Here is a 24,014-nt window from a genome sequence, read left to right as displayed (position 1 = left end):
GGCACATGGCCCCAGTACCATTACCGCTCTCTTTTTCCGGCAGGAGCGGTTGCATGATTGCGGGCAGTATGGTGGCACTGGTCACACCCATGGACGCAGAAGGTCGTCTCGACTGGGACAGCCTCAGCAAACTCGTGGACTTCCATCTCAAGGAAGGCACTGATGCCATCGTCGCCGTGGGCACCACCGGCGAGTCCGCGACCCTGGACTACAAGGAACACATCGATGTGATCCACCGCGTGGTCGAGCAGGTGGCCGGTCGTATCCCGGTCATCGCCGGCACCGGTGCCAATTCCACCCGCGAGGCGGTGGAACTGACCCGCAACGCCAAGGAAGCCGGCGCCGACGCCTGCCTGCTGGTGACCCCGTACTACAACAAGCCGACCCAGGAAGGCCTGTACCAGCACTTCAAGCACGTCGCCGAGGCCGTGGACATCCCGCAGATCCTCTACAACGTGCCAGGCCGCACCGCCTGCGACATGAAGGCCGAGACCGTGATCCGCCTGTCCACCGTGAAGAACATCATCGGTATCAAGGAAGCCACCGGCGACCTGCAGCGCGCCAAGGACATCCTGGCCGGCGTCTCCAGCGACTTCCTGCTGCTGTCCGGCGATGATCCGACCGCAGTCGAGCTGATCCTGCTGGGTGGCAAGGGCAACATCTCGGTCACCGCCAACGTTGCGCCGCGCGCCATGCACGAAATGTGCGCCGCTGCCCTGCGTGGCGAGGCCGAGCAGGCCCGCGCCATCAACGAGCAACTGATGCCGCTGCACAAGAACCTGTTCCTGGAAGCCAACCCGATTCCCGTGAAATGGGCACTGCACGAAATGGGCCTGATGCCTGAAGGCATTCGCCTGCCGCTCACCTGGTTGAGCGCCCCTTATCACGAAACGCTGCGTCAGGCCCTGCGCCAGACCGGCGTCCTGGTCTAATTGAGGAAGTACAACGCATGAAGCGATTGGCCGGTCTTTCCGCCCTTGCCCTGGTGATTTCGAGCACCAGCGGCTGCAGTTGGCTGTGGGGCGAGAATGGTTACTTCCGTGACCGTGGCAGCGATTACCTGGAGGCCCGTCAGACGGCGCCCATGCAGACCCCTGAAGGCCTGGCGCTGGACAAGCGCCTGGACCCACTGCTGCCGATCCCGCGCAACGTCGCCGATGAGGCCCAGCGCACCGGCGAGTACCAGGTGCCGCGCCCGCTGCCGCTGCAAGCGTCCCAGGAAGCTACCGACTACACCTTGCAGAAGAACGGCGACGCCCACTGGATCCTGTCCGAGCACCCGCCGGCTGAAACCTGGCCGGTGGCCCACCAGTTCTTCGAGGACAACGGCTTCCGCATCGCCGACGAGCGCCCGCAGACCGGTGAGTTCACCACCGCCTGGCAGCGTTATGACGAGCTGTCGGCGTCCATGGCCAAGCGCCTGCAAGCCTCTGCCGCCAGCGGCGACGGCGAGACCCGCGTGCGCGTGCGCATCGAGCCGGGCGTGCAGCGCAACACCAGTGAAGTCTACGTGACCACCGTCAGCCGCCCTTCGGGCAGCAGCCAGTCGGTCGACTTCCCGAAAATGCCGACCAACGCCGGTGCCGACGTGGCCCTGGTGGACGAAATGCTTGCCAGCATGACCCGCAGCGCCCAGAAGGGCGGCTCGGTGTCGCTGCTGGCTGCGCGTGACTTTGACGCCCCGAGCCGCGTGGCCCTGAGCGAAGACGGCAGCGGCAACCCGGTGCTGAACGTGGGCACGGACCTGGACCGCGCCTGGTCCAGCGTTGGCCGCGCCCTGGACCACGGCCAGTGGAAGGTGGAAGACATCAACCGCAGCCTGGGCCTGTACTACATCAACCTGGCGGAAAAACCCGTCAAGAAGGATGACAAGCCAGGCTTCTTCAGCCGCCTGTTCGGCAGCGAGCCGAGCAAGGAAGAGATCGAGGCACGCGCCGAGCGCTACCAGGTTCGCCTGAGCAAGGTGGGTGACAACATCCAGGTTACCGTCGAGAAGAACATCAATACCGTGGCACCGGCCGATGTGGCCCGTCGCGTGTTGAGCGTGATCCAGGACAACCTGGGTTAAGTGCGCTTCGCCATTCTCGGTAGCGGCAGCCAAGGGAATGGCACGCTGGTGGTTCACCAAGGCACCTACGTGCTGGTCGACTGCGGTTTCTCCCTGCGTGAAACCGAACGTCGGCTGGCCCGCCTGGGCGTCAGCCCCGAACAATTGAGCGCCATCCTGGTCACCCACGAACATGCCGACCACGTGCATGGCGTGGGTTTGCTGTCGCGGCGCTACAATATTCCGGTGTACCTGAGCCGCGGCACCCACCGCGCCCTGCGCAAACCCGTGGAACCCACCGGTTTCGTGGCGTGTGGCGACGTGCTGGAAGTCGACGCACTGAAGATCAACGTGGTGGGCGTGGCGCACGATGCGCTGGAGCCCACCCAGTACGTGTTCAGCGATGGCCAGCGGCGCCTCGGCGTGCTGACCGACCTGGGCTCGTACTGCGGGCGTGTCATGGACAGTTACCAGGGCCTCGATGCGCTGGTGATCGAGTCCAACCATTGCCGCGACCTGCTTGCCCGGGGCCACTACCCGATGTTTCTGAAACAGCGGGTGGGCGGCTCCCTGGGACATTTGAACAACCACCAGGCCGCGAACCTGGTGTCGGAGCTGGGCTGGCAAAACCTGCAACACCTGGTGCTGGCCCACCTCAGCAGCAAGAACAACCTGCCGCAGCTGGCCCGGCAATGTTTTGTCGACACCCTGGGGTGCGACCCGGACTGGCTGCAACTGGCCGATCAAGATGCAGGGCTCGACTGGCGTGAAATCGCCTAGCCCATCTACTTAGCAAGCGGAGCCCATCATGGAAAAACGTGAAGAACTCTACCGTGGCAAAGCCAAATCGGTTTACAAGACCGACGACGCCGACCGCCTGATCCTGCTGTTTCGCAACGACACCTCGGCGTTCGACGGCAAGCGCATCGAACAGCTGGACCGCAAGGGCATGGTGAACAACAAGTTCAACGCCTTCATCATGCAGAAGCTGGAAGAAGCGGGTATCCCTACCCAGTTCGACAAGCTGCTGGGCGACAACGAGTGCCTGGTGAAGAAGCTGGACATGATTCCGGTCGAGTGCGTGGTGCGCAACTACGCTGCCGGCAGCCTGGTGAAGCGCCTGGGCGTGGAAGAAGGCCTGAAGCTGAACCCGTACACCTTCGAGCTGTTCCTGAAGGACGACGCCAAGGGCGACCCGTTCATCAACGAGTCCCACGTGGTTGCGTTCGGCTGGGGCACCGCCGAGCAACTGGCGAAGATGAAAGAGCTGTCGCTGAAGGTCAACGAAGTGCTGAACAAGCTCTTCGACGACGCCGGCCTGCTGCTGGTGGACTTCAAGCTGGAATTCGGCCTGTTCCACGGCCAGATCGTCCTGGGCGACGAGTTCAGCCCTGACGGCTGCCGCCTGTGGGACAAGGACACCAAGAAAAAAATGGACAAGGACCGCTTCCGCCAGGGTCTGGGCGACGTGATCGAAGCCTACGAAGAAGTCGCCAAACGCCTGGGCGTGCCGCTGTAATTCGGCAAGCTCACGCAAGCGTTTGATACCACGCAAATTTTTTTCAAAAAAGGTTTCGCCTTTTCAGAAAACGCTGGTATCATGCGCGCCACTGGAGAGATGCCGGAGTGGCCGAACGGGACGGATTCGAAATCCGTTGTACTGGCGACAGTACCTAGGGTTCAAATCCCTATCTCTCCGCCATATATCGAAGAGCCCCGCAGCTGAGAAGCTGCGGGGTTTTTTGTTTGTGCGCATTTTTTGCAACGACAGTCTTTGTGGGAGCGGGTTCTACCCGCGAAAAGGGCACTGCGCATTCGCAGATACTCCGCGCTGCGGCCGGACACGGCCTGGCGGCCGCTGCTACGGGCAAATTATCCTGAGATGGGATAATGATTGGCCTCGATCCCCAAGCTGGTGAGCTGCATGACGAAGAGGCCCTGACCTATCTGGCGTACATCTTCATCGATTGTGCCAACCTGACCCTGGACAGGGCCGTGGCGGCAAAGCGCGCACGGGCGGCCCAACACCCGTAGCAGCTGCCGCAGGCGGCGCCAATGACGCGGCCTGCGGCCGCTGCTAAAGGGGGGGGTGTTGTAGCCGCTGCCGCCAGGCTGCGCTGGCCCGCGAGTACGCTGAGGATTTTCAGCGTGGACAAAGGCCAGCGCAGTCTACGGATGACCTCAAGGCGAACGCCGCTGGTGCTACGGTCTTTGGGGGGGATGAAAGAAGGTGGTCGCTGTGCCGGAAGTGCTTGGCTGTGCCGTCAATTGCAAGCCCAGCGCACCGATAACCTTCAACACGGTGTCGTATCGAGGTTTTGCGCCTTCCTGCAGCGCTTTATACAGGCTTTCCCGGCTCAATCCGGTCTCCTTCGCCAACTGCGTCATCCCTCTTGCCTTGGCGACTTGCGACAAGGCTTTCAAAAACGCGTTTGGGTCAGCCTCTTGCAGGCTGGCGGAGAGGTAGGCGCTGATGGTTTCGTCGTTATCCAGGTAGCGTGACGCTTCGAACGGGATTGTGCTGGATTCGGCGATGGAGATGATTGGCATATCTTCCGGATCAAAAGGCTTGGATTTAGCCATGTGGCTGCTCCTGGAGTTCGGCCAAGATAAGTTTGGCTGCTTTTATGGCGCGGTGTTGATCGGCCTTGTCGCTGCCATTGAGCAGCATGTAAAGGATTGTGCCGAAGCGGGCAAAATAGATCCTGTAGCCCGGCCCCACAAATACGCGCATTTCGCTGATTCCTGCGCCGACAGATGCGCAGTCGCCCCAATTGCCGTTTTCTGCCTGCTCTATGCGTCTGATTATGACACCTCTGGCATTACGGTCCTTCAGGTTGGAAAGCCAGGAATCGAACTGTATTGTCGTCCTTATCGTGTATTGACTCATCAGCTTTTACTGTATCCGAACGGCTACGCCTTTGTCGATCGTTTGAGCGCATGGGAGGCGAGCGGGGCGAGGGTGGTTGAAGCAGGGGACTTTATGAGCAGGCGTGAGGGGATGTCGTTAGGACAGTGGCTATTTTGGGGTGGGACCTTTCTGAGTCGGCGCTGCGCAATCTAAGTGCCTCTGAAAAAATTGGGGTGAGCCTGGCTCACCCCATAGGTTGAGTCACGCTTTGGGCTCCCATCTATTAGCCCGCCCAAACGTCCCGAAATCATTAAACCGCACCCCGTTCTCCCGCATCGCCCGGTACGCCGCCGACACGCTCAACTGGCGGATGTAAAACGGCTCCATCACCACGAAATGGTGAATCACGTGGGTGCCGCCGAAGTTGCAGCAGAACGCCTGCAGCGGCCACAGCCACCAGGGGTTGAGCACCTGCACTTGCTGGGTAAGGTCCTTGGGGTTTATATCGCCATAGTAATGAATGTTCGAGGTGATGAAGTTCAGGCAGAAGTTGCGCAGGATATTGGGGGCGATAATGATTACTACCACAGCATCGAGCCATTGCATGGCATTCAGCAATGAGGTGGAGAAGTGGAACGGTAGTGCAGATAAATCACCGATGCCCTGAAGAAGGTGAAAACCGAGGAATACATACCAGGCTGCCCACGTCAGTGCGGTGAGCGGTAAATAGGCTTTCAAGCCAGTATCGAGCAGCTGTTTGCGTTCACGCCATGTCTTGGCACGCGTAACCATCACCGCCGCGCCAATCATCAGGTCGCTGACCATTAGCCCTCGCAGTATTCCCCAGGGTGTGCCATTGGACAGGGTCAGCTCTTCAAGGTCGGTATCGGTGCCCGAAGCCTTGTGGTGGTTGATGTGCAGCTCCCGCCGCACCCAGGGGTTGATGGCCGTGGGGCGGGTTAGCCAGGACAGCGCCATCATCAGGTTTTGCGCCACGGGGCGGCTGCGGAAATAGAGACGGTGGAGCAGGTCATGCTCCAGTTCGTGGGGGAACGAGGTGAAAAAGGCGTTTGCGAGCACGCAGGCCCACCAGGGTATCTGCCCGCCCAGGTAAAGCGCCGAAGTGCTGATCATGGCGCTCATGGCGATAAGCAGAATACTGGCCCCCAAGGCGTCCTGATGATTCAACAGCGGATGGCGGCGGCGTAGTTCCGCACACTGCGCCATGATGCGTTGGCGGATATCAAAGATCCGCAAGTTGATATCAGTGGTGCGTTCTATTGTTGCGTGCATGATGCATTACCTCATCGTGCAGGAGGGGCGGATAAAATTTAATTGTCAGAAAATGAGTAATGGCGCACATTATTTTCAATGCGCTATTACTGTTATTTAGCGGCAGGTTAAAGTGTTGCGGTGGGTTTCGTATATGTTTATTTTGGAATGATTAAACTAACCATTGAGTCTGTTCGGGTTATTTCAAATAGGGGTGTCTTGAGGCAAAAGTTGCACGAGGCCGGCAAGACGCCCCGGCAATCCTGGCCTACCTTTTTACCCGTGTGGCAATCGGCCGCGGCCAGCATTACTGGTGGCTGTATGGTGGCAATATGGTGTGACCCCGCAGGCGTTCCAGCGGTCCCACACCCGGGCCAACGCGCGGTTTTCATGGGGTGCACACCCTCTAGAAAATTCCGTCCATGCCGATAGCCCACGTATTGGATAGCCCCAACGGGCTCATATTCACTCCCCTGACGGGATCGCGAATGCTGGCGTACAACCAAAAATCGTTTCTTATCGTCGATGACTTCTCCGACTTCCGCAGCTCGGTGCGTTCCATGCTGCGCGAGCTGGGCGTGAAGGACGTGGACACGGCGGACACCGGCGAACAGGCGCTGAAGGCGTGCGCGCAGAAGCGCTACGACTTCGTGCTGCACGATTTCAACCTGGGCGACGGCAAGAAGAACGGCCAGCAGGTGCTCGAAGACCTGATGCTGGACAAGCTGCTCAGCCATGAGAGCGTGTTCATCATGGTGACCGCCGAGAACAGCCAGGCCATGGTGATGAGTGCCCTGGAATGGGAGCCCGACGCCTACCTGACCAAGCCGTTCAACCGCGCCGGCCTGGCCCAGCGCCTGGAGAAGCTGGTGCAGCGCAAGACGCTGCTCAAGCCGATCCTGCAGGCGCTGGACAAGAAGCTGCCGATGGAGGTGTTGGCCGCCTGCACGCGTCTCACTCAGGAAGACGCCCGCTACGCGCCGCTGTGCCACCGCTACAAGGCCGAGGCGTTGCGTGACCTGAACCAGCATGAGCCGCTGGAGGCCTTCCTCAAGACCATCCTGGCCGACCGCCCGACGCCGTGGGCATTCGGGTTGCTGGGCAGCCAACTGTTCAAGCGCAAGAAGCTGGCCGAAGCCCAGGACGTGTACGAGCGCGCGCTGAAGACCTTCCCCATGCTGCCGGCGCTGTACGACGGCCTGGCCGAGGTGCTGGTGGCACGCAACGACGGCAAGCGTGCGCAGCAGGTGCTGGAAGACGCGGTGAAACTGTCGCCGCTGGCCGTGCGCCGGCAGAGCCTGCTGGGCAAGCTGGCCATGGAGAACCAGGATTTCGACACCTCGTCCCGTGCCTACCGCCAGGCGGTCAACCAGGGCCAGTATTCGCGCTTCAAGAACCCGGAAACCAACCTCGGCTTCGCCCAGGCGCTGATCAACAAGGGCGGCGATGCCGGCCTCGACGCACGCAGCCGCGTGGAGCTGAACCAGACCCTGATGGACGTGGCCAAGGACAACGGCGACGACCAGGGCATCCAGGTGCGCACCCGCCTGATCAAGGCCACCAGCCTGCAGCGTTCAGACCCGGAGGCCGCGGCCAAGCTGGCCGAGGAGGCCGTGGGCCGCCTGCAGGACATGGACCAGTTCCTCAGCGCCGAGGCCGCCCTGTCGGTGGCCGCGCAGCTGCAGAACCTGGGGCAGGCCGACGCCGGCGTGGGCGTGCTCAAGAGCTGCGCGGAAATTTACGGCGACGACCCGGCGGTGATGCAGAACATCGCCAAGCAGACCGATGACCCCGCGATCCTGGGGGCCAACAAGGTGGCCATCGACGTCAACCAGGAGGGCGTGCGCGCCTACCGCGAAGGCCGTTTTGCCGAGGCCCAGGCGCTGTTCCGCAAGGCCATGGCCCTGCAGCCGAAGAACATCAGTATCGCCCTGAACCTGGCCCAGGGCCTGCTGCACGCCAAGGGCGTGCCGATTACCGCGGCGGGGTTGGCCGAGTGCCGCGAGGCGCTGCGGATGGTGGGCCACATGCCCGAGAGCGACGCGCGCTTCGAGCGCTACCAGAAACTGCGTAACAGGGCGTTTGGCGCATGAGTGACGACAAGGCAAGTCTGGATTTCTCCATGGTCATCGCCTCCATTGTGCATGACATGAAAAACTCCCTGGCTTCGGTGATGACCGCCCATGGCAAATGGTCGCAAAGCCTGCCGCCGGCCCAGCGCGAAAACGCCGAGCGCGGGGTGATCGACTACGAGTTCGCCAACCTCAATGGCATGATGGTGCAGCTGCTGGGCCTGTACAAACTGGGCGTCAACCAGCTGCCCCTGCGCCCCGAATACCACGAGATGGACGATTTCATCGAGTCGCAGCTGGCCTGGCACCAGGAAGTGCTGGCCAGCCGCGGTATCAGTGCCAGCTATGACGTGGACGTGCTGTGCCCGCTGGGTTTCTTCGACCGCGAGCTGGTGGGCTCGGTGGTGGCCAACGTCATCATCAACGGCATCCGCTTCGCCCGCGAGGCCATCCATATCACCGCGGCCGAGGAAGACGGCCAGCTGGTGATCAGCGTCAACGACGACGGCCCCGGCTACCCGCCGGCCCTGATCGAGTCGCAGTCGGCCTACGTGCAGGGCATCAACCCGGTCAGCGGTAGCACTGGCCTGGGCCTGTACTTCGCCGCGCGCATCGCCGAGCGCCATGAGCGCAACGGCGTGCTGGGCCACGTGCAGCTGAGCAACGGCGGCAGCCTGGGCGGCGGCAACTTCAAGCTCTACCTGCCCTGATCAGGGGCGCTCGTACAGCCGCGCCTCGGTGTCGCCCACCACCTTCTGGTCGACCTTGCGCCATTGGGCGGGTATCGAGGCGAAGTCGTCGACGTCGCCAGTGCCGCTGATCAGCCATACCCGCTGGTGGTCGGCGGGCAGCTGCTGCAGGGCGTCGACGTAGATGTGGTCGGCGCGTTCGTCCACCAGGTTGCCGAAGCCGTAGTCGGTGGGGCGGCCCGAACTGCCGTCGGGCTTGGCCGGGGTGTACAGCAGCGGCTCGGTGTCGGTGGTGTTGTAGTACAGGTAGCCGAAATACCAGAACAGGTCGCTGACCACGATGCGGTCGCCGGGCTGGAAGCGTTGGTTGACGAAGTCCACCATCTTGTCGAACTGATCATCGTCCACGTCATAGTTGCGCTGCAGGCCTACGCCCTGCAGGGCTACGTAGGCCAGCACCGCGACCATCGCCAGGGGCCGCGAATGGCGCGCCAGGCGGTCGGCCGCCACGCCCAGCACCAGCGGCAGGGCCAGCGCCGAGAACATCATGTAGCGGTCCACCAGCAGCGGCGTCTTGAACGAGATGAGGAAGATCAGCAGCAGCGGCAGCACGCAGTAGATCACCAGCATCGACGGCAGGCGCAGGGCGTGGCGGTCGGTGCACAGCACCCAGAACACAATGGCCGCCAGCAGCACCGGCACGCTGATGAACAGCGCCAACGGCAGGTCGAAGCCGTCGCTGAGGATCAGGTACTGCCACACCATCGACGGCAGCGAGCCCAGGGTCACCGCGCCGATCCAGCCGACATCGTTGCCCGCTTCCAGCTCGGGCAGGTGCTGCACCAGGCCGACCAGGCTGGGAATCCACGGGGCGTACAGGGCGACGATGGCGACGTTGGCCAGCCACCACGCCGGGCGCTGCACCAAGCGGTTGCCATGGCCGCGCAGCAGCGCCAGCCACGCCCAGTGGGCCAGCACGCACAGGCTGGTGAAGTAATGGGTATAGAAACTGGCGGCCATCAGCAGCGCGTAGATCACCAGGTAGCGATGCCGGTGCGGCTGCCTGGCCCAATGCACCAGCGCCAGGGTGGCGCCCAGCAGCCACATGCCCATCAGCGGGTACATGCGGATTTCCTGGCTGTAGTGCACGGCAATCGGCAGCAGCGCCAGCATCACTCCGCCCAGCAGCGCCGCTCGCCGGCCAGCCGTCAACTGCAGCAGCCATACGCCTAGGCCCACACTGGCGATGCCGGGCAGGGCGCTGATGACGCGAATCGAGAACATGCCGTTGCCAAACAGCGACATCCAGCCATGCAACACCAGGTAATAGAGCGGCGGGTGCACGTCGTGGGCGGCGTGCAGCCAGATCTGCGCGGGGTCGTACTGGCTGATCACCAGGCTCGAGCCCTCGTCGCACCAGATCGCCGAGGCGGTCAGCTGGTACAGCCGCGCCACCGTGGCCAGCAGCATGATCGGCCAGAACCACAGCCCGGCGGGGGCGTTGGCCAGCTTCTGCAGCCAGGGATTGCGGGGCAGGCGGTGCAGCTCGGTCAGCGGATGGTCATTCTGGGCGGTCATCTTTCCTCCATCCGGGAGACTACAAAGATCGCGCCGGTTTGTTCTTTTGGTGAGGGGTATCGTAGCAGCCGGCACGCGTCGTGTAAGTGCCTGGCGTGCCAGGAAAGCGCTGTCTTTGGGGTTGGGCGTGCCTTATCGGACAAAACGTGGTTGGATAGACCGCATGAACATGGAAAAGATTATCGAACTGCTTCAACAGCGTCTGCCAACGTTGCAGGCGGTCTACTGTTTTGGCAGTTACGCCACCGGTCATGCTGGGCCGCAAAGTGATCTTGACCTTGCCGTGCTGATGCCGAAGGCGGTTGATCCTGTGCAGCTGTGGGCGTTGGCCGGGGACGTTGCCGATTTGGCCGGCGTTCCGGTTGACTTGGTCGATTTGCGTCCGGCAAGCACAGTCATGCAGTTTCAGGTCATCACCCACGGCCAACGCTTATGGGACCAGGGTTTGGCCGCCGGGTTGTTCGAATGCCTGGTGGTCAGCGAGAAATGGGCGCTTGATGCTGCGCGGGACGGGGTGCTCTCGGACATCTTGAAGGACGGAAGGGTGTATGGTCGATGATGTAATCCTGAACAAAGTCGCGACTATTCAGCGTTGCGTAGCCAGAGTGCGGGAGGAGTATGACAAAGGGGCGGAGACATTCACCCTGGATTACACGCGCCAGGATGCCGCGATTTTGAACATCCAACGTGCCTGTGAAGCCTCACTTGATATTGCCCAGCACATCGTCCGTCGCGAAAGACTTGGCGTTCCGCAAAGTGCCCGCAGTGCGCTGGAGTTGCTGGCGAAGGCGGGATGGTTGGACGAGCCGCTGTTAAGTAGTCTCAAGAACATGGTTGGTTTTCGCAACATAGCCGTGCACGAATACCAGACGCTGCAACTGCCGATTCTCGTGTCGATCATCACCAAGCACCTGGATGACTTTCTAACCTTCAGTCGCTCCATATTGCGGCAGGATGTATCCGGCGATACACCCGCGTAGCAGCGGCCGAAGGCCGCGTCATTACCCTATTCCCAGCGTTGCCTGTGACGCGGCCTTCGACCGCTGCTACAGGCAGCCTGTCTACTACCAAAGCACCCCCTCCATCCCCCCCAAAGCACCATTCTTCCCCCGCCGCCCCGCGCCTAGCATTGACCTCGCACACAGCTCGCCTGATGAACCGCAACCTCGGCCCGGCCCTGGGCCAACCACAATAAAAGAGGATCAATCATGAGCAGCACCTTCTTCATTCCCTCCGTGAACATGATGGGTATCGGCAGCCTCGACGAGGCGGTGGTGGCCATTCGCAAGTATGGTTTCCGCAATGCCCTGATCGTCACCGACGCTGGCCTGGCCAAGGCCGGGGTGGCTGCAAAAGTGGCCGCATTGCTGGCCGAGCAGGACATCAATGCCACCGTCTTCGACGGCGCGCAGCCCAACCCTACCGTGGGCAATGTCGAGAAAGGCCTGGCCGCGCTGAAGCAGTCGCGCAGCGATTTCATCATTTCCCTGGGCGGTGGCTCGCCTCACGACTGCGCCAAGGGCATTGCCCTGTGCGCCACCAACGGCGGCCACATCAGCGAATACGAAGGCGTGGACCAGTCGGCCAAGCCGCAGTTGCCGCTGATCGCCATCAATACCACGGCCGGCACCGCCAGCGAGATGACCCGGTTCTGCATCATCACCGACGAAGCACGCCACGTGAAAATGGCCATCGTCGACCGCAACGTTACGCCGCTGCTGTCGGTGAACGACCCGGCGCTGATGGCCAAGATGCCCAAGGGCCTGACCGCTGCCACCGGCATGGACGCGCTGACTCATGCCGTGGAAGCCTACGTGTCCACCGCCGCCACGCCGATCACCGACGCCTGCGCCCTGAAGGCGGTGGAGCTGATTTCCGCCAACCTGCGCACCGCCGTGGCCCAGGGCGAGGACATGACCGCGCGGGAGAACATGGCCTACGCCCAGTTCCTGGCCGGCATGGCGTTCAACAATGCCTCCCTGGGCTACGTGCACGCCATGGCCCACCAGCTGGGCGGCTTCTACGACCTGCCTCACGGCGTCTGCAACGCAGTGCTGCTGCCCCACGTGGAAAGCTTCAACGCCAGCGTGTGCCCCGGCCGCCTGAAAGACGTGGCCACCGCCATGGGCGTCGACACCCAGCGGCTGGACAACGAAAAGGGTGCGGCCGCCGCCATCGCCGCCATTCGCCAGCTGTCGGCCGACATCGGCATCCCCCGTGGCCTGGCCGAGCTTGGTGCCAAGGCCGACGACATCCCCACCCTGGCGGCCAACGCCATGAAAGACGCGTGCGGCTTCACCAACCCGCGCACGGCGAGCCAAGGCGAGATCGAGGAGATTTTCCGCACGGCGATGTAAGAGGAAGGCACCGTTCTACGTAGCAGCGGCCCCAGGCCGCGTCCCGGGCACCGCGGTGGCTCGGACGCGGCCTGGGGCCGCTGCTACGGGGGAGGGGAAGTCAGGCTTTGTCGAAGCCGTTGCCGGCGCCTTGGGTGCCGGGGTACTCCAGCTGCTGGACGATGCGGTCCTTGGCCAGCAGGCGTTTTTCCTTGAGTTTCTTAACGTCGTCGTCCGGCGCGGCGGCGGATTCGGCCTTCAGCACGTCTGCATCGATGGCGTGGTAGTCGTCCAGCAGCTTGCTGAGCCTGTCATCGCCTTTCCTGCGGGTTTCGACCTCTTCGCGTGTAAGTTTCAAGTCCTCGAACAGATTGTGTTTGACCGGCATGTTCGTCATCTCCGCAGGGGTAGTGGGCCTAGGTTGAGACTTCTAGAGAATAGCCTCGATTCACAGGTACGACCCCGGCAGGGGGCCAGGTGTTTCAAAAACACTACAACGACGCAGGCAGTCGCGAAGCACTGAAGCAATCGACAGACCTTCATTTCGTGACATTTTTTTCACAATGGGTTGACTGGACTTTAACTGGTCCACCCTTAACGTACAGGCCTACCTTATCCCTTCGGGAAGTTGCGCTTCATGCCTTTGCCACCCTCGACCCCTGCTGAGCGCGACCTCTCCCTGGCCCTGGGCCGCCCCGCGCCTGCCAGCCTGGGCGCGCGCCTGGCGTACTGGCGCGAGGCGCAGCTGGTGCGCCATTCGCTGCATTCGGCGGGCGAACCGGGGCTGGTGCTGGACCTGCCGTGCGGCGGTGGGCGGTTCTGGCCGGTGCTGACCGAGCACGCCAACCGCGTCATCCTGGCGGGCGGGCACAATGCCGAAGGCCTGGGGCGCGCCATGGGCGCTTTCGACCCGGCGCTGGCAGCGCGCATCACGCCGCTGGAGGCGTCGGTGGACGCCATCACCCTGGGCAGCAACGCCGTCGATTGCATCTTCTGCATGGGCCTGTTCCACCGCGTGTCGGACAACGAGCAGCGCCTGGGCATCCTGCGCGAGTTCCACCGGGTCAGCCGCGACACGGTGATCATTTCCCTGTGGGTGGACGGCAACTACCGTGCCTGGCGGCGCCGGCGCATGGAGCAGCGGCGTGCGGGGCCGGCGCGCCAGCACCGCTTCGTGGTGGCGCGGGCACAGATCGAGCACGAGTTTCGCCAGGCAGGTTTCGAGATAGTGGCCCATCATGACCTGATCCCCGGCATCGCCATGTGGCGCACCTACGTGCTGCGCAAGGGTTGAAAGGTCGCTTCCTGCATCGATGGAATGCCCAGTAAACGTCGGGGTCGATATATACTGCGCGCCATTCTTCAGGGGAGAGCCTTGTGGCCATCGATATTCACTGGATTCGCGACGACGACAGCCTGGCCCGGCAATGTGCCGAGTGGCAGCGTCTGCCGTACGTTGCACTCGACACCGAGTTCATGCGGGTCGACACCTTTTACCCGATAGCCGGCTTGATCCAGATCGGCGATGGCGCGTGCGCGTGGCTGATCGACCCATTGACCATCACCCAGTGGCAGCCCCTGGCCCAGCTGCTGGAGAACCCCGACGTGATCAAGGTGGTGCACGCCTGCAGTGAAGACCTGGAGGTGCTGCTACGCCTGACCGGCAGCCTGCCCGCGCCCCTGTTCGACACGCAACTGGCCGCCGCCTACCTGAACCTGGGCTTCTCCATGGGCTACTCGCGCCTGGTGCAGGCGGTGCTCGACATCGAGCTGCCCAAGGGCGAGACCCGCTCCGACTGGCTGCAGCGCCCGCTGTCCGAGACCCAGGTGAGCTATGCCGCCGAAGACGCCGTGCACCTGGCCGAGGTCTACGAAAAGCTGCGCCCGCAGCTGTCCGACGACAAGTACGCCTGGGTGCTGGAAGACGGCGGCGAGCTGGTCGCCCAGCTGCGCCGCGAAGTGGACCCCTACGAGGTCTACCGCGAGGCCAAGCTGGCCTGGAAGCTGTCGCGCCAGCAGCTGGCCGTGCTGCGCGAGCTGTGCGCCTGGCGCGAGCGCGAGGCCCGTGCCCGCGACCTGCCGCGCAACCGCATCGTGCGCGAGCATTCCCTATGGCCCCTGGCCCGCACCCAGCCGGATAACCTGGCAGCCCTGGCCAAGATCGAGGACATGCACCCGCGCACCGTGCGCCAGGACGGCGAGTTCCTGCTCAAGCTGATCAAGGACGCCGGCAGCGTGCCGGTCGAGCAGTGGCCGCCGGCCCTGCCCGAGCCGCTGCCGCTGGAAGCCGCCGGCATCCTCAAGCAGCTGCGCGCCATCGGCCAGGCCGAAGGCGAGCGCCTGGGCATTGCCCCCGAGGTAATGCTGCGCAAGAAGACCCTGGAAGCGCTGCTCAAGAGCGGCTACCCCAACGGTCCCTATCAATTGCCCGACACACTGCGTGGCTGGCGCCGCGAGCTCATGGGCCCGGCCCTGCTCCAGGCCCTGGCCAGCGCAGGAGAGACACCATGAAACGCATTTGCTCCATCTACAAAAGCCCGCGCAAGAACGAGATGTACCTCTACGTGCTCAAGAGCGACGCCCTGGCCCGCGTGCCCGAGGGCCTGCTGACCGTGTTCGGCAAGCCCGTGCACGCCTTCGACCTGGTGCTGAGCCCCGAGCGCGCCCTGGCCCGCGAGGACATCACCCAGGTGCTGGCCAACCTCGACAGCCAGGGTTACCACCTGCAGATGCCGCCGCCCGAAGAGGAATACATCGAGCACCTGCCCGAAGAGCTGTTGCGTCGCAACGATCCGGTCTGACCGCTACACCCCGCAGTCGCGCCTGGCGCAGGTGGGGTTTTCAAGGGTTTTACTAGCATGCGTGTTCTGATTGCCGAACAGGATCATGCCCTTTACGCACGGTTGTTGCGTGAAGCGGCGCCCGAGCTGGACGTGCTGACCAGCGGCGACTCCGCCGAACTGTCGAAGCTGGCTGCCGATTGCCCGGTGTGGCTGGGCCAGCCCGACCTGCTGGCCACGCTGTTGCGCCAGGGGCACAAGCCCCAGTGGCTGCAATCGACCTGGGCCGGCATTACGCCGCTGCTGATGCACGGGCTGCCACGCCATTACCGCCTGACCCGCGCGGTGGGCATCTTTGGCCAGGTGATGGCCGAGTACATGCTGACCTACATGCTGGGCCACGAGCGCGAGGTCATGGCGCGTCTGGTCAGCCAGGTCGAGCGCAAGTGGGACCCACGCCCTGGCCACAGCCTGGAAGGCCGGCGGGTGCTGATCGTTGGCGCCGGTGACATCGGCCAGCGCGTGGCCGAGTTCCTGCGGCCGTTTGGCGTGACCCTGTATGGCATCGCCAGCAGCCCGCGGCAGCAGGCACCGTTCGTCGAAGTGCTGGGCATGGAGGCGCTGGGCGAGAAGGTGGGGCAGGTGGACTACGTGCTCAACCTGCTGCCCGACACCCCGGCGACCCAGGATATCTATGACGCGGCGCTGTTCGCACGCTTCAACCCCGAGGCGTTGTTCATCAACGCCGGGCGCGGCGTGGCGGTGGTCGATGCCGACCTGGTGGAGGCGTTGAAACAGGGGCACCTGGCCGGTGCAGTGATCGATGTGTGCCGGCAGGAGCCGCTGCCGCAGCGTCATCCGTTCTGGACGGCCTGGGGCCTGTTGCTGACCGGGCACAGCTCGGCGCCCACTTCGCCGCAGGCGATGGTGCGGTTGTTTGTCGAGAACCTGGCGGCGTACAACGGCAAGCAGCCGTTGCGTGGTGAGGTGGATTTCACCCGCGGGTATTGAGTAGCCTCGGGCGCGCGCCTTAGCCTTGTAGCCGCTGCCGCCAGGCTGCGCTGGCCATGTGCCTCGCTGGATATCTCCAGTGCTCACGCGGGCCAGCGCAGCCTTCGGCAGCGGCTACAGGGTGGGGTGGCAGCGTTACAGGGTGAAGTCACCTTCAGCGGCCAGCTCGCTCAGCGGGCGGCGCGGGCTTGGGGTTTCACGGGCTTGCAGGTGCTCGGCCAGGCTGGCCTTGTCGCCCAGCTTGCCGATGGCAATGGCCGCGTGCAGCTCGTAGCCTTCCGGTACTTTCAGTTCCTTGCGGGTCAGTTCCTTATCGAAACCGGCCATGCCGTGGGTGTGCCAGCCGCTCAGGCTGGCCTGCAGCGCCAGGTGGCCCCAGGCCGAACCGGTGTCGAAGGTGTGCCACAGCGCCGGGGTTTCCTCGCTGGCGCCCGGGGCGGTGAAGGTGGTCTTCGAGATGATGATCACCAGCGCCGAGGCGTGCTGCGCCCAGCTGCGGTTGAACTCGTTCAGCAGGCCCAGGTAGCGTTCCCAGTTCGGCGTGCCGCGGCGCGCGTACAGGAAGCGCCAAGGCTGCGAGTTGTAGGCCGACGGCGCCCAGCGCGCAGCTTCGAGGAAGCTGAGCAGGGTTTCCTCCGAGATGGTCTCGTCGCTGAAGGCGCGCGGTGACCAGCGGTTGATGAACTGCTCGTTGATGCCGAGCTCGGCGATACGGGGGTTGGCACTCATGGACGCTTCCTGTGAAGTGTGCGGAAAACAGCGAAACTACTGCGCCACGGCCCCGGCTGACAAGTGAAGTGTTGACCGGATGTCGTCCGCGCTTGGCCTGGGGCTCGCCCGGCACTAGACTGGCGGCGTTTTCCACCGGCTGCCGGTGGAAATGAATTCAAAGACAGGAAAACCGCTCCATGCCCGCAAACGTCGATCGCTTCTGGCTGACCAAGACCCTCGACCAGCTCAACCCGGTTGAATGGGAGTCGCTGTGCGACGGCTGTGGCCTGTGCTGCCTGCAGAAGCTCGAGGACGAGGAAGACAACAGCGTCTACTACACGCGCATCGCCTGCCAGCTGCTGGACCTCAAGACCTGCCAGTGCACCGACTACCCCAACCGCAAGGCCAAGGTGCCGGACTGCATCCAGCTGACGCCGGGGCAGGCGGACGAATTCAAATGGCTGCCGCCGACCTGCGGCTACCGCCTGGTCAGCGAGGGCAAGGACCTGCCCAACTGGCACCATCTGGTCAGCGGCGACCGCAAGAAGGTGCACAAGAAGCATATCTCGCAGTCCGGCCGGATGATCAGCGAGAAGGACGTGGACGAGGATGACTGGGAAGACTACCTGATCTTCCGCGCCGGCTGACGTGTACGCTGGGCATTCGTGGTGTTCATGACGGCCAGCGCAGCCTGCGGCAGCGGCTACACCACCCGTAGCCGCTGCCGAAGGCTGCGCTGGCCATCACCTGCACGGAAAATTCCCAGCGAGGTGGGTGTCAGGCCTTCGGAGACTTGAGTTCGGTGTCGCCGGTGATGGTCGCGGTCTTGGTGGCCTTCACCGCGTTTTCCTGCAGCTTGCTCAACTCTTCCCCGGCCCGTTCGATCTTCGCGCGCACGCCATCGAACTCCTGGCGGCTGTGCTCGATCAGCGCCTTGGTGGCGCTGTGGCCGGTGAGGCCGCGGGCCAGGGCCACGCCGCCGATGGCCACCTGGATCAGGCCGAACAGCCCGCCGCGGCGCAGCCCCTTGCCCACCATGACGATGCCGGTAGCCACCGACCCTGCACGTTCCCAGCCATGCACGTTGTGCTCGGCGGACGGGGTAGGGCGGGCGATGGTGTCGAAGACTTCCAGGTGCTGGTTGTCGCTCATGATGCTTCTCCTGATGGGCGCTGTTCAGTAGCAGACCGGCACGGCCCGCCGCTGTTCCCTCGGCTTACTTGAATTTTGGCCCCGAGCGGGTGTTCAGGCCCTTGGCCATGCGGTCGTAAAGCACCACGTTGACCGTCGCCGCCAGGTTCATGCAGCCTTCGGTGGGAATGTAGATGGTGTCCTCGCACCAGTCGCGCACGCTCTGGTCCAGGGAGCCGTCTTCAGGGCCGAAGATGTAGATGGCGCGGTCCGGGTGGGTGTACTCGGGCAACGGCCGCGCGCCTTCCACCAGTTCCACCGCCACCGGCGTGCAGCCCAGGGGGATGATCTTCTGCAGGTCGTCGATGCCGATCAGCGGAATGTCGTAGTGGATGCGCTTGGTGTCGGTGACGAAATCCCGTGCGCGCTCATAGCGCTTGCCGGTGTAGAACACCGAATTGACGCCATAGCAGCCGGCGGCTCGCATCACCGAGCCGACGTTTTCAGGGGATTTGGGGTTGAACAGACCGATGCAGCTGTAACGCTTGTTGGCCACGCCGGGTCAATCCTTCTTCAGCATCCCGGCCAGGGCCGCGAAGGGGTTGTGGGTGGCCTTGGCAATGGTCGGGGTGCTCAGGGAGCCTTCGCCGAAGTACTGCTGGTCGGTGTAGCGGGCGTGTTCGTTGTCGTGGCAGTACAGGCACAGCAGTTCCCAGTTGGAACCGTCCTGGGGGTTGTTGTCGTGGTTGTGGTCACGGTGGTGCACGGTCAGTTCGCTCAGGCGCTTGCCGGCAAACTCGCGGGCGCAACGGCCGCACACGTGCGGGTACATCTTCAGGGCCTTGTCGCGGTAGCCGCTTTCGCGCTCGCGCTGGGCGTCGGCCAGGATGCGGTCGAGCTTGGCGGTATGGGGCGTGGACGAACTCATGGGTTCACCTCAGGAAATAATGACGGTCAGCCCGCATTCTACCGCGAAAACCAGTCCCGCGTAGCCGCTGCCGTAGGCTGCGCTGGCCGGTGTGAGCCCTGAAGATCTTCAGTGAACCACCGGGTCAGCGCAGCCTGGCGGCAGCGGCTACGGCGCTTCAGCCCTTCAGCTTTTCGCAGATCCAGATGGTGTGGCGGGTGCCCTTGTTGCCGTGGGCGAACACCTGCACCTCTTCGGCCTTGAAGCCGGCCTTGCGCAGGCGCTCGCTGAACTGGCGGTCGGCGCTGGCCGACCACACCGCCAGGATGCCCTTGGGCCGCAGCGCCCTGGCGCAGGCGGCCAGGCCGCCAATGGAGTAGAGCCAGGAATTGGCCTTCTGGGTCAGGCCCTCGGGGCCGTTGTCGACGTCGAGCATGATCGCGTCGAAGCCCTGGGGCTCGGCCTGCAGCACCTTGGCCACGTCTTCCTGGACAATAGTGGTGCGTGGGTCCAGCACCGGCATGCCGGCCTTTTCGCCCAGCGGGCCATGGTTCCACTCCACCACGCCGGGCACCAGCTCGGCCACCACCACCTCGGCAGTCTTGCCCAGGTGCTTGAGCGCCGAGGCCAGGGTGAAGCCCATGCCCAGGCCGCCGATCAGCACCCGCGAGTTCGGCCGCCCGGCCACCTTGCGGCAGGGGATCTCGGCCAGGGCGTCTTCGGAACCGTGCATGCGTGTGTTCATCAATTGGCCGCCGTCGCCGCCCTGGATCTTGATGACGAAATCCTCGCCGTACTCGAACAGGCACAGGGCGCCGCCGTTGTCAGGAATCGGCGTGGTGTCCAGCAGTACAAAACGTTTCATGGGGATCTCGCAGGGGGAGGGGACAGCGGGCGCGCCAGGGAGTAGCCTTGGCGGCATGACAAGCCACAGGCAGGGCGCCATCGATGAAGTCGCTTATTGTATCGGGCATTGCCGCCCTTGCGCTGGGAATTGGCAGCGCCCAGGCGTTGGAAGACGTGCAAAGCAACGTGCTCACCCCCAGCAGCGGTGCCCCGGGCACGCCCACGCCCACGCCTTACCCGCAGGTCAGCACGCCGATCACGCCCAAGGCCGGTGGCGGCAACGGCACCGCGCCGTTGCTGCCGCCGATCGAGCTGCCGGGCCCGCCCAAGGACGCGCCGTTGCCGACGATGGAATCGCCGAACAAACCGCCGTCGCCATAACTCCGGGCCCATCACCTGCGTAGCCGCTGCCGCCAGGCTGCGCTGGCCCTGTGCCTCGCTGGAGATTCCCAGGGTTCACACCGGCCAGCGCAGCCTGCGGCAGCGGCTACGTAGCCAAGCGTGTCAAGGGTTCTGCGACAGCAACTGCCCATCCGCCATGCGCAAGCGCTTGGACATCGCCACTGCCAGGGCCCGAATGATCTTGGCGGCGACTTTCGGCGAGTCGTTGAGCATCTTCTCCAGCGAGTCCTTGCCCAGGTTCAGCAGCACGCAGTCGCTGGCCGCCACGCAGGTGGCCGAGCGGCGCTCGCCGTCGAGCACCGCCATCTCGCCGAAGGCGCCCTTGCGCAAGGTGGCCACGGGCACCGGCCGGTCGCCGTTGCCGGTCTTCTGCACCGTCACCAGGCCGCGGTGAATGATGCACATGAAGGTGCCGGCGTCGCCCTCGTGGAAAATCTCCTCGCCCTGCTGGATGCTGGTGATGATGAAATAGCCTGCCGCGGCGGCACAGTCGGCCGGCAGCAGGGTATTGAACAGCCCGCAGTCCATCAGCATGTCGCGGATTTCGTTATTCAGGTAGGTCGGATCTGGCATGGCATCACGGTCTTGTTATACGCACGGTTCCTGCCTCCCAGTGTAGGCGGCAGGAACCGGCTGGCATGTGAAAGATGTCACTCAGACATCAGGGCAAGGCAAAGTTCCCGTTCAGGCCAGGCCCAGCACCTTGAACACGAACCCGTACTCCAGCGCCACGTCACGCAGGCCCTGGTAGCGGCCGCTCATGCCGCCGTGGCCGGCGCCCAGCTCGGTCTTGAGCAGCAGCAGGTTGTCGTCGGTGCGGGTAGCCCGCAGGCGTGCCACCCACTTGGCCGCTTCCCAGTACTGCACGCGGCTGTCGTTGTAGCCGGCCACCACCAGGGTGGCGGGGTAGGCCTGGGCGCTGACGTTCTCGTAGGGCGCGTAGCCCTTGATGCGCGCGTACACCTCGGGTTCCTCCGGGTTGCCCCATTCGTCGTACTCGGTGACGGTCAGCGGCAGGTCGGGGTCGAGCATGGTGTTCAGCACGTCGACGAACGGCACCTCGGCAATAGCCGCCTTGAACAGCTCCGGGCGCTGGTTCAGCACCGCGCCAATCAACAGGCCGCCGGCGCTGCCGCCGCTGATGGCCAGCTGGTTGCTGCTGGTCAGGCCCTGGGCGATCAGGTGCTCGGCGCAGGCGATGAAGTCGCTGAAGGTGTTGCCCTTGTGTTCCTGTTTGCCGGCGCGGTACCAGGCCTCGCCCAACTCGCCGCCGCCGCGCACGTGGGCGATGGCGAAGGCCACGCCACGGTCCAGCAGGCTCAGGCGCGCGTGGGAGAACCACGGGTCGAGGCTTTCGCCGTAGGCGCCGTAGCCGTACAGGTACAACGGCGTGGGCTGGCCCAGGGTGTCACGGCGGGCCACCAGGCTGATGGGAATGCGCGTGCCGTCGCTGGCGGTGGCCCACAGGCGCTGGCTCACGTAGGCATCGGCGTCGAACGGGCCCAGCACCGGGGTCTCCTTCAGCACTTGCTGCTCACCCGTGGCCAGGATCAACTGGCGCACCTGGGCCGGGCGGTTCAGCGCCTCGTAGCGCAGGCGGATGCGCGCGCTGACGAACTCCAGGCTGTCGGACACGTGCAGGCTGTAGGCCGCGTCCGGCAACTGCACGCGATAGCTCGCCAAGCCCTGTGGGTGCACCTCGATGATCGGCAGGCCGCCCTCGCGCAGGCTCAGGGTGAAAGCGTGGGCGTTGAGGGTCACGCCCTCGAGCATCACGTCGTCGCGGTGGCCGATCAGCGGCTGCCAGCGCTCGCGGGTCGGCACCTGGCCGTCGTCCGGGGCCTGCAGCAGGGCGAAGTTGATGCCGTCCTGGTTGCTGCGGATGAACCAGGTCCACTGGCCGTCGAGCTGGCCGTGGTCGGGGTAGTACTCGTGGTCTTCCACCCGTGGCGCCAGGCACTGGAAGGCCTGCTCGGGGTGGTTGGCGTCCAGCACCCAGGCTTCGCTGGTGGTCTTGCTGTTCAGCAGCAGGATCAGCTGGCGCTCGGAGCTGGCGCGGTAGCAGTGCAGGAAGAACCGGCCGTCGGTTTCCTCGAACACCAGCTCGCAGGCGTCGCTGCCCAGGCGGTGCCGGTACAGCTTGTGCGGGCGATGGGTGTCGTCCAGCTCGCCGAAGAACAGGGTCTGGCTGTCATTGGCCCAGGTCATGCTGCCGTCGCAGTCGTCGAAGGGCAGTTCGCTGACGCTACCGTTGGTCAGGTCCTTCACGTACAGGCGGTAGATCTCGTCGCCGCTGGTATCCAGGCTGTAGGCCAGCAGGCGGTGGTCAGGGCTGACGCTGAACGCGCCCAGGGACAGGAAGCCGCCGGCCGCCAGGGCGTTGGGGTCCAGCAGCAGTTCTTCGCGGCTTTCATCCACGGTGGGGCTGTCGTCGGCCGTGCGCGGGCAGCGGTAATGCCGGGCGTATTCGTCGCCGGCGGTGGTGCGGGTGTAGTACAGGTAAGGGCCCCAGGGCGAGGCCAGGGACAGGTCGGTCTCGCGGATGCGGCCCTTTATTTCCTCGAACAGCTGTTCGCGCAGCTCGGCCTGGTCGGCCAGTTGTGCTTCCTGGTAGGCGTTTTCGGCCTTCAGGTAATCCAGTACCTCGTCGCTGTCGCGTTCCTGCAGCCAGGCGTACGGGTCGGCGCCGTCGGCCTTGCGGGCGATCGGGGCGCGTGGGGCGGTGGCTGATGGGGGCATGGGCGGCTCACTTTGCAGTAGGTTTTGGCGGCGCCCGGCGGGCCTTTTGGCATGGGGGGCGCCTGCACGGCGAAAAGTCGTTATCATAAGCGCCTATTTGCCTGCCTTGCCACGGACACCATGACCGAGAACGACTATTTCCTCGCCTGGGGTATCTACGCCTTCGCCGCCTTCGGTTGCCTGATGGTATGGCTGCGCCTGACCACCTGGATCTGGCGCTGGCTGCGCCAGCCACTGCGCATCGTGATGGCAGTGCTGCTGTTCACCCCCACCATCGTCGACCCCGGCAAGGGCATGTTCGCCCCGGCCGTGGCCATGACGGCCCTGGACATCCTGTTCAAGGACGCCGGGCACGCGCTGCCGGCCATGTCCGACCTGGCCATGTACAGCCTGATCGCCCTGGTGCTGTACGTGATCTACGCCCTGATCCGCTGGCCCATCGAGCGCAGCAGCCGCGCGCGCCGCGCTGAACAGGCGGCCCGCGACGAAGCGCTGGCCAAGGCCGACGCCCAGCGCCGCGACGAGCCGGACGAGCCCTTCGCTGCCGGCGACCGCTATGGCCGCACGCCGCCAACCCCGACGCCACCCAGCCCGGCCGGGCGCATGCGGGTCGAGCCGCGCCTGTAAGCCATCAAGAGAGCC

The 24,014-nt window shown here is 64.2% G+C and carries 29 protein-coding genes and 1 tRNA gene; 18 read left to right on the top strand and 12 right to left on the bottom strand.

What is annotated here, in order from left to right:
* The first annotated feature begins 53 nt into the window (after positions 1-53).
* From dapA to RAM80_RS11425, 6 genes are all read left to right on the top strand, one after another.
* On the top strand, positions 54-932 hold the full coding sequence (gene dapA / locus RAM80_RS11450) for a 4-hydroxy-tetrahydrodipicolinate synthase (RefSeq protein WP_416426555.1): 879 nt from the start codon (positions 54-56) through the stop codon (positions 930-932).
* A 17-nt stretch (positions 933-949) separates the two neighbouring features.
* Positions 950-2,068 (top strand): outer membrane protein assembly factor BamC, encoded by a 1,119-nt coding sequence (bamC, locus tag RAM80_RS11445; protein ID WP_416426554.1) that lies wholly within the window; start codon positions 950-952, stop codon positions 2,066-2,068.
* Complete coding sequence (locus RAM80_RS11440) at positions 2,069-2,827, top strand: MBL fold metallo-hydrolase (RefSeq protein WP_416426553.1); 759 nt, start codon at positions 2,069-2,071, stop codon at positions 2,825-2,827. It begins immediately after the preceding gene.
* A gap of 28 nt (positions 2,828-2,855) precedes the next feature.
* Positions 2,856-3,566 (top strand): phosphoribosylaminoimidazolesuccinocarboxamide synthase, encoded by a 711-nt coding sequence (purC, locus tag RAM80_RS11435; RefSeq protein WP_416426552.1) that lies wholly within the window; start codon positions 2,856-2,858, stop codon positions 3,564-3,566.
* 93 nt (positions 3,567-3,659) lie between these two features.
* Positions 3,660-3,749: transfer RNA gene (locus tag RAM80_RS11430), tRNA-Ser, on the top strand.
* 188 nt (positions 3,750-3,937) lie between these two features.
* The gene (locus RAM80_RS11425) at positions 3,938-4,081 is read left to right on the top strand and encodes a hypothetical protein (RefSeq protein ID WP_416426550.1); all 144 of its coding nucleotides are present in this window, start codon (positions 3,938-3,940) and stop codon (positions 4,079-4,081) included.
* A gap of 168 nt (positions 4,082-4,249) precedes the next feature.
* Here the strand turns inward: RAM80_RS11425 and RAM80_RS11420 are convergent, their stop codons facing one another.
* From RAM80_RS11420 to RAM80_RS11410, 3 genes are all read right to left on the bottom strand, one after another.
* The gene (locus RAM80_RS11420; RefSeq protein ID WP_416426549.1) at positions 4,250-4,630 is read right to left on the bottom strand and encodes an addiction module antidote protein; all 381 of its coding nucleotides are present in this window, start codon (positions 4,628-4,630) and stop codon (positions 4,250-4,252) included.
* On the bottom strand, positions 4,623-4,937 hold the full coding sequence (locus RAM80_RS11415; protein WP_416426548.1) for a type II toxin-antitoxin system RelE/ParE family toxin: 315 nt from the start codon (positions 4,935-4,937) through the stop codon (positions 4,623-4,625). The genes RAM80_RS11420 and RAM80_RS11415 overlap by 8 nt, the downstream gene beginning before the upstream one ends.
* A 222-nt stretch (positions 4,938-5,159) precedes the next feature.
* Entirely contained in the window at positions 5,160-6,191 is a 1,032-nt protein-coding gene (locus RAM80_RS11410; RefSeq protein WP_416426547.1) for a fatty acid desaturase, read from the bottom strand.
* Positions 6,192-6,658: 467 nt separating this feature from the next.
* Here RAM80_RS11410 and RAM80_RS11405 point away from each other — a divergent pair, with 467 nt between their 5' ends.
* Both RAM80_RS11405 and RAM80_RS11400 read left to right on the top strand, forming a co-directional pair.
* Complete coding sequence (locus RAM80_RS11405) at positions 6,659-8,263, top strand: response regulator (protein ID WP_416426546.1); 1,605 nt, start codon at positions 6,659-6,661, stop codon at positions 8,261-8,263.
* Complete coding sequence (locus tag RAM80_RS11400) at positions 8,260-8,952, top strand: sensor histidine kinase (RefSeq protein ID WP_416426545.1); 693 nt, start codon at positions 8,260-8,262, stop codon at positions 8,950-8,952. Before RAM80_RS11405 ends, RAM80_RS11400 begins: the two co-directional genes overlap by 4 nt.
* On the opposite strand, the gene RAM80_RS11395 is transcribed toward RAM80_RS11400, so the two are convergent.
* A complete protein-coding gene (locus tag RAM80_RS11395) occupies positions 8,953-10,509 on the bottom strand; it encodes a glycosyltransferase family 39 protein (RefSeq protein WP_416426543.1) in 1,557 nt (518 codons plus the stop codon). It lies immediately after the preceding gene.
* A gap of 163 nt (positions 10,510-10,672) precedes the next feature.
* On the opposite strand from RAM80_RS11395, the gene mntA reads away from it, so the two are divergent.
* The 3 genes from mntA (at position 10,673) to yiaY (ending at position 12,866) form a co-directional block, all read left to right on the top strand.
* Positions 10,673-11,068 (top strand): type VII toxin-antitoxin system MntA family adenylyltransferase antitoxin, encoded by a 396-nt coding sequence (mntA, locus tag RAM80_RS11390; RefSeq protein WP_416426541.1) that lies wholly within the window; start codon positions 10,673-10,675, stop codon positions 11,066-11,068.
* Positions 11,058-11,489, top strand: a complete 432-nt coding sequence (hepT, locus tag RAM80_RS11385) for a type VII toxin-antitoxin system HepT family RNase toxin (protein ID WP_416426539.1) — start codon at positions 11,058-11,060, stop codon at positions 11,487-11,489. Before mntA ends, hepT begins: the two co-directional genes overlap by 11 nt.
* Before the next feature lie 228 nt (positions 11,490-11,717).
* Positions 11,718-12,866 (top strand): L-threonine dehydrogenase, encoded by a 1,149-nt coding sequence (gene yiaY / locus RAM80_RS11380; RefSeq protein ID WP_416426537.1) that lies wholly within the window; start codon positions 11,718-11,720, stop codon positions 12,864-12,866.
* 100 nt (positions 12,867-12,966) lie between these two features.
* On the opposite strand, the gene RAM80_RS11375 is transcribed toward yiaY, so the two are convergent.
* Entirely contained in the window at positions 12,967-13,233 is a 267-nt protein-coding gene (locus tag RAM80_RS11375; RefSeq protein ID WP_416426536.1) for a hypothetical protein, read from the bottom strand.
* A gap of 255 nt (positions 13,234-13,488) precedes the next feature.
* On the opposite strand from RAM80_RS11375, the gene RAM80_RS11370 reads away from it, so the two are divergent.
* From RAM80_RS11370 to RAM80_RS11355, 4 genes are all read left to right on the top strand, one after another.
* The gene (locus tag RAM80_RS11370) at positions 13,489-14,139 is read left to right on the top strand and encodes a class I SAM-dependent methyltransferase (protein ID WP_416427460.1); all 651 of its coding nucleotides are present in this window, start codon (positions 13,489-13,491) and stop codon (positions 14,137-14,139) included.
* Positions 14,140-14,222: 83 nt separating this feature from the next.
* The gene (gene rnd / locus RAM80_RS11365; protein ID WP_416426534.1) at positions 14,223-15,356 is read left to right on the top strand and encodes a ribonuclease D; all 1,134 of its coding nucleotides are present in this window, start codon (positions 14,223-14,225) and stop codon (positions 15,354-15,356) included.
* Entirely contained in the window at positions 15,353-15,646 is a 294-nt protein-coding gene (locus tag RAM80_RS11360; protein WP_416426533.1) for a YcgL domain-containing protein, read from the top strand. Before rnd ends, RAM80_RS11360 begins: the two co-directional genes overlap by 4 nt.
* Before the next feature lie 57 nt (positions 15,647-15,703).
* On the top strand, positions 15,704-16,636 hold the full coding sequence (locus RAM80_RS11355) for a D-2-hydroxyacid dehydrogenase (protein WP_416426532.1): 933 nt from the start codon (positions 15,704-15,706) through the stop codon (positions 16,634-16,636).
* A gap of 135 nt (positions 16,637-16,771) precedes the next feature.
* On the opposite strand, the gene RAM80_RS11350 is transcribed toward RAM80_RS11355, so the two are convergent.
* A complete protein-coding gene (locus tag RAM80_RS11350) occupies positions 16,772-17,365 on the bottom strand; it encodes a nitroreductase family protein (protein WP_416426531.1) in 594 nt (197 codons plus the stop codon).
* 179 nt (positions 17,366-17,544) lie between these two features.
* On the opposite strand from RAM80_RS11350, the gene RAM80_RS11345 reads away from it, so the two are divergent.
* The gene (locus RAM80_RS11345) at positions 17,545-17,994 is read left to right on the top strand and encodes a YcgN family cysteine cluster protein (RefSeq protein WP_416426530.1); all 450 of its coding nucleotides are present in this window, start codon (positions 17,545-17,547) and stop codon (positions 17,992-17,994) included.
* A 130-nt stretch (positions 17,995-18,124) separates the two neighbouring features.
* Here the strand turns inward: RAM80_RS11345 and RAM80_RS11340 are convergent, their stop codons facing one another.
* The 4 genes from RAM80_RS11340 to RAM80_RS11325 form a co-directional block, all read right to left on the bottom strand.
* Positions 18,125-18,499, bottom strand: a complete 375-nt coding sequence (locus tag RAM80_RS11340) for a DUF2892 domain-containing protein (RefSeq protein WP_416426528.1) — start codon at positions 18,497-18,499, stop codon at positions 18,125-18,127.
* A 64-nt stretch (positions 18,500-18,563) separates the two neighbouring features.
* Positions 18,564-19,034 (bottom strand): RNA methyltransferase, encoded by a 471-nt coding sequence (locus RAM80_RS11335; RefSeq protein WP_027977079.1) that lies wholly within the window; start codon positions 19,032-19,034, stop codon positions 18,564-18,566.
* A gap of 6 nt (positions 19,035-19,040) precedes the next feature.
* Entirely contained in the window at positions 19,041-19,406 is a 366-nt protein-coding gene (locus tag RAM80_RS11330; RefSeq protein ID WP_416426526.1) for a YajD family HNH nuclease, read from the bottom strand.
* A 157-nt stretch (positions 19,407-19,563) separates the two neighbouring features.
* Positions 19,564-20,250 carry a spermidine synthase gene (locus tag RAM80_RS11325; protein ID WP_416426524.1) on the bottom strand — a complete coding sequence of 229 codons (687 nt, stop codon included), beginning with the start codon at positions 20,248-20,250 and terminating at the stop codon, positions 19,564-19,566.
* An 83-nt stretch (positions 20,251-20,333) separates the two neighbouring features.
* Between RAM80_RS11325 and RAM80_RS11320 the strand changes: the two genes are divergently transcribed.
* On the top strand, positions 20,334-20,612 hold the full coding sequence (locus RAM80_RS11320) for a hypothetical protein (RefSeq protein WP_416426523.1): 279 nt from the start codon (positions 20,334-20,336) through the stop codon (positions 20,610-20,612).
* A 123-nt stretch (positions 20,613-20,735) separates the two neighbouring features.
* Here the strand turns inward: RAM80_RS11320 and RAM80_RS11315 are convergent, their stop codons facing one another.
* Complete coding sequence (locus RAM80_RS11315; protein WP_416426521.1) at positions 20,736-21,206, bottom strand: cyclic nucleotide-binding domain-containing protein; 471 nt, start codon at positions 21,204-21,206, stop codon at positions 20,736-20,738.
* A 111-nt stretch (positions 21,207-21,317) separates the two neighbouring features.
* Positions 21,318-23,372 (bottom strand): S9 family peptidase, encoded by a 2,055-nt coding sequence (locus tag RAM80_RS11310; RefSeq protein ID WP_416426519.1) that lies wholly within the window; start codon positions 23,370-23,372, stop codon positions 21,318-21,320.
* Positions 23,373-23,492: 120 nt separating this feature from the next.
* On the opposite strand from RAM80_RS11310, the gene RAM80_RS11305 reads away from it, so the two are divergent.
* Complete coding sequence (locus RAM80_RS11305; RefSeq protein WP_416426518.1) at positions 23,493-23,999, top strand: MFS transporter; 507 nt, start codon at positions 23,493-23,495, stop codon at positions 23,997-23,999.
* Positions 24,000-24,014: the final 15 nt, after the last annotated feature.

It is taken from the genome of Pseudomonas sp. App30 (genome assembly GCF_047947025.1).
In the GTDB taxonomy this organism is placed as follows: domain Bacteria; phylum Pseudomonadota; class Gammaproteobacteria; order Pseudomonadales; family Pseudomonadaceae; genus Aquipseudomonas.
Note: the sequence above shows the minus strand (reverse complement) of the source record. Positions and strands in the feature narration are given on the sequence as shown.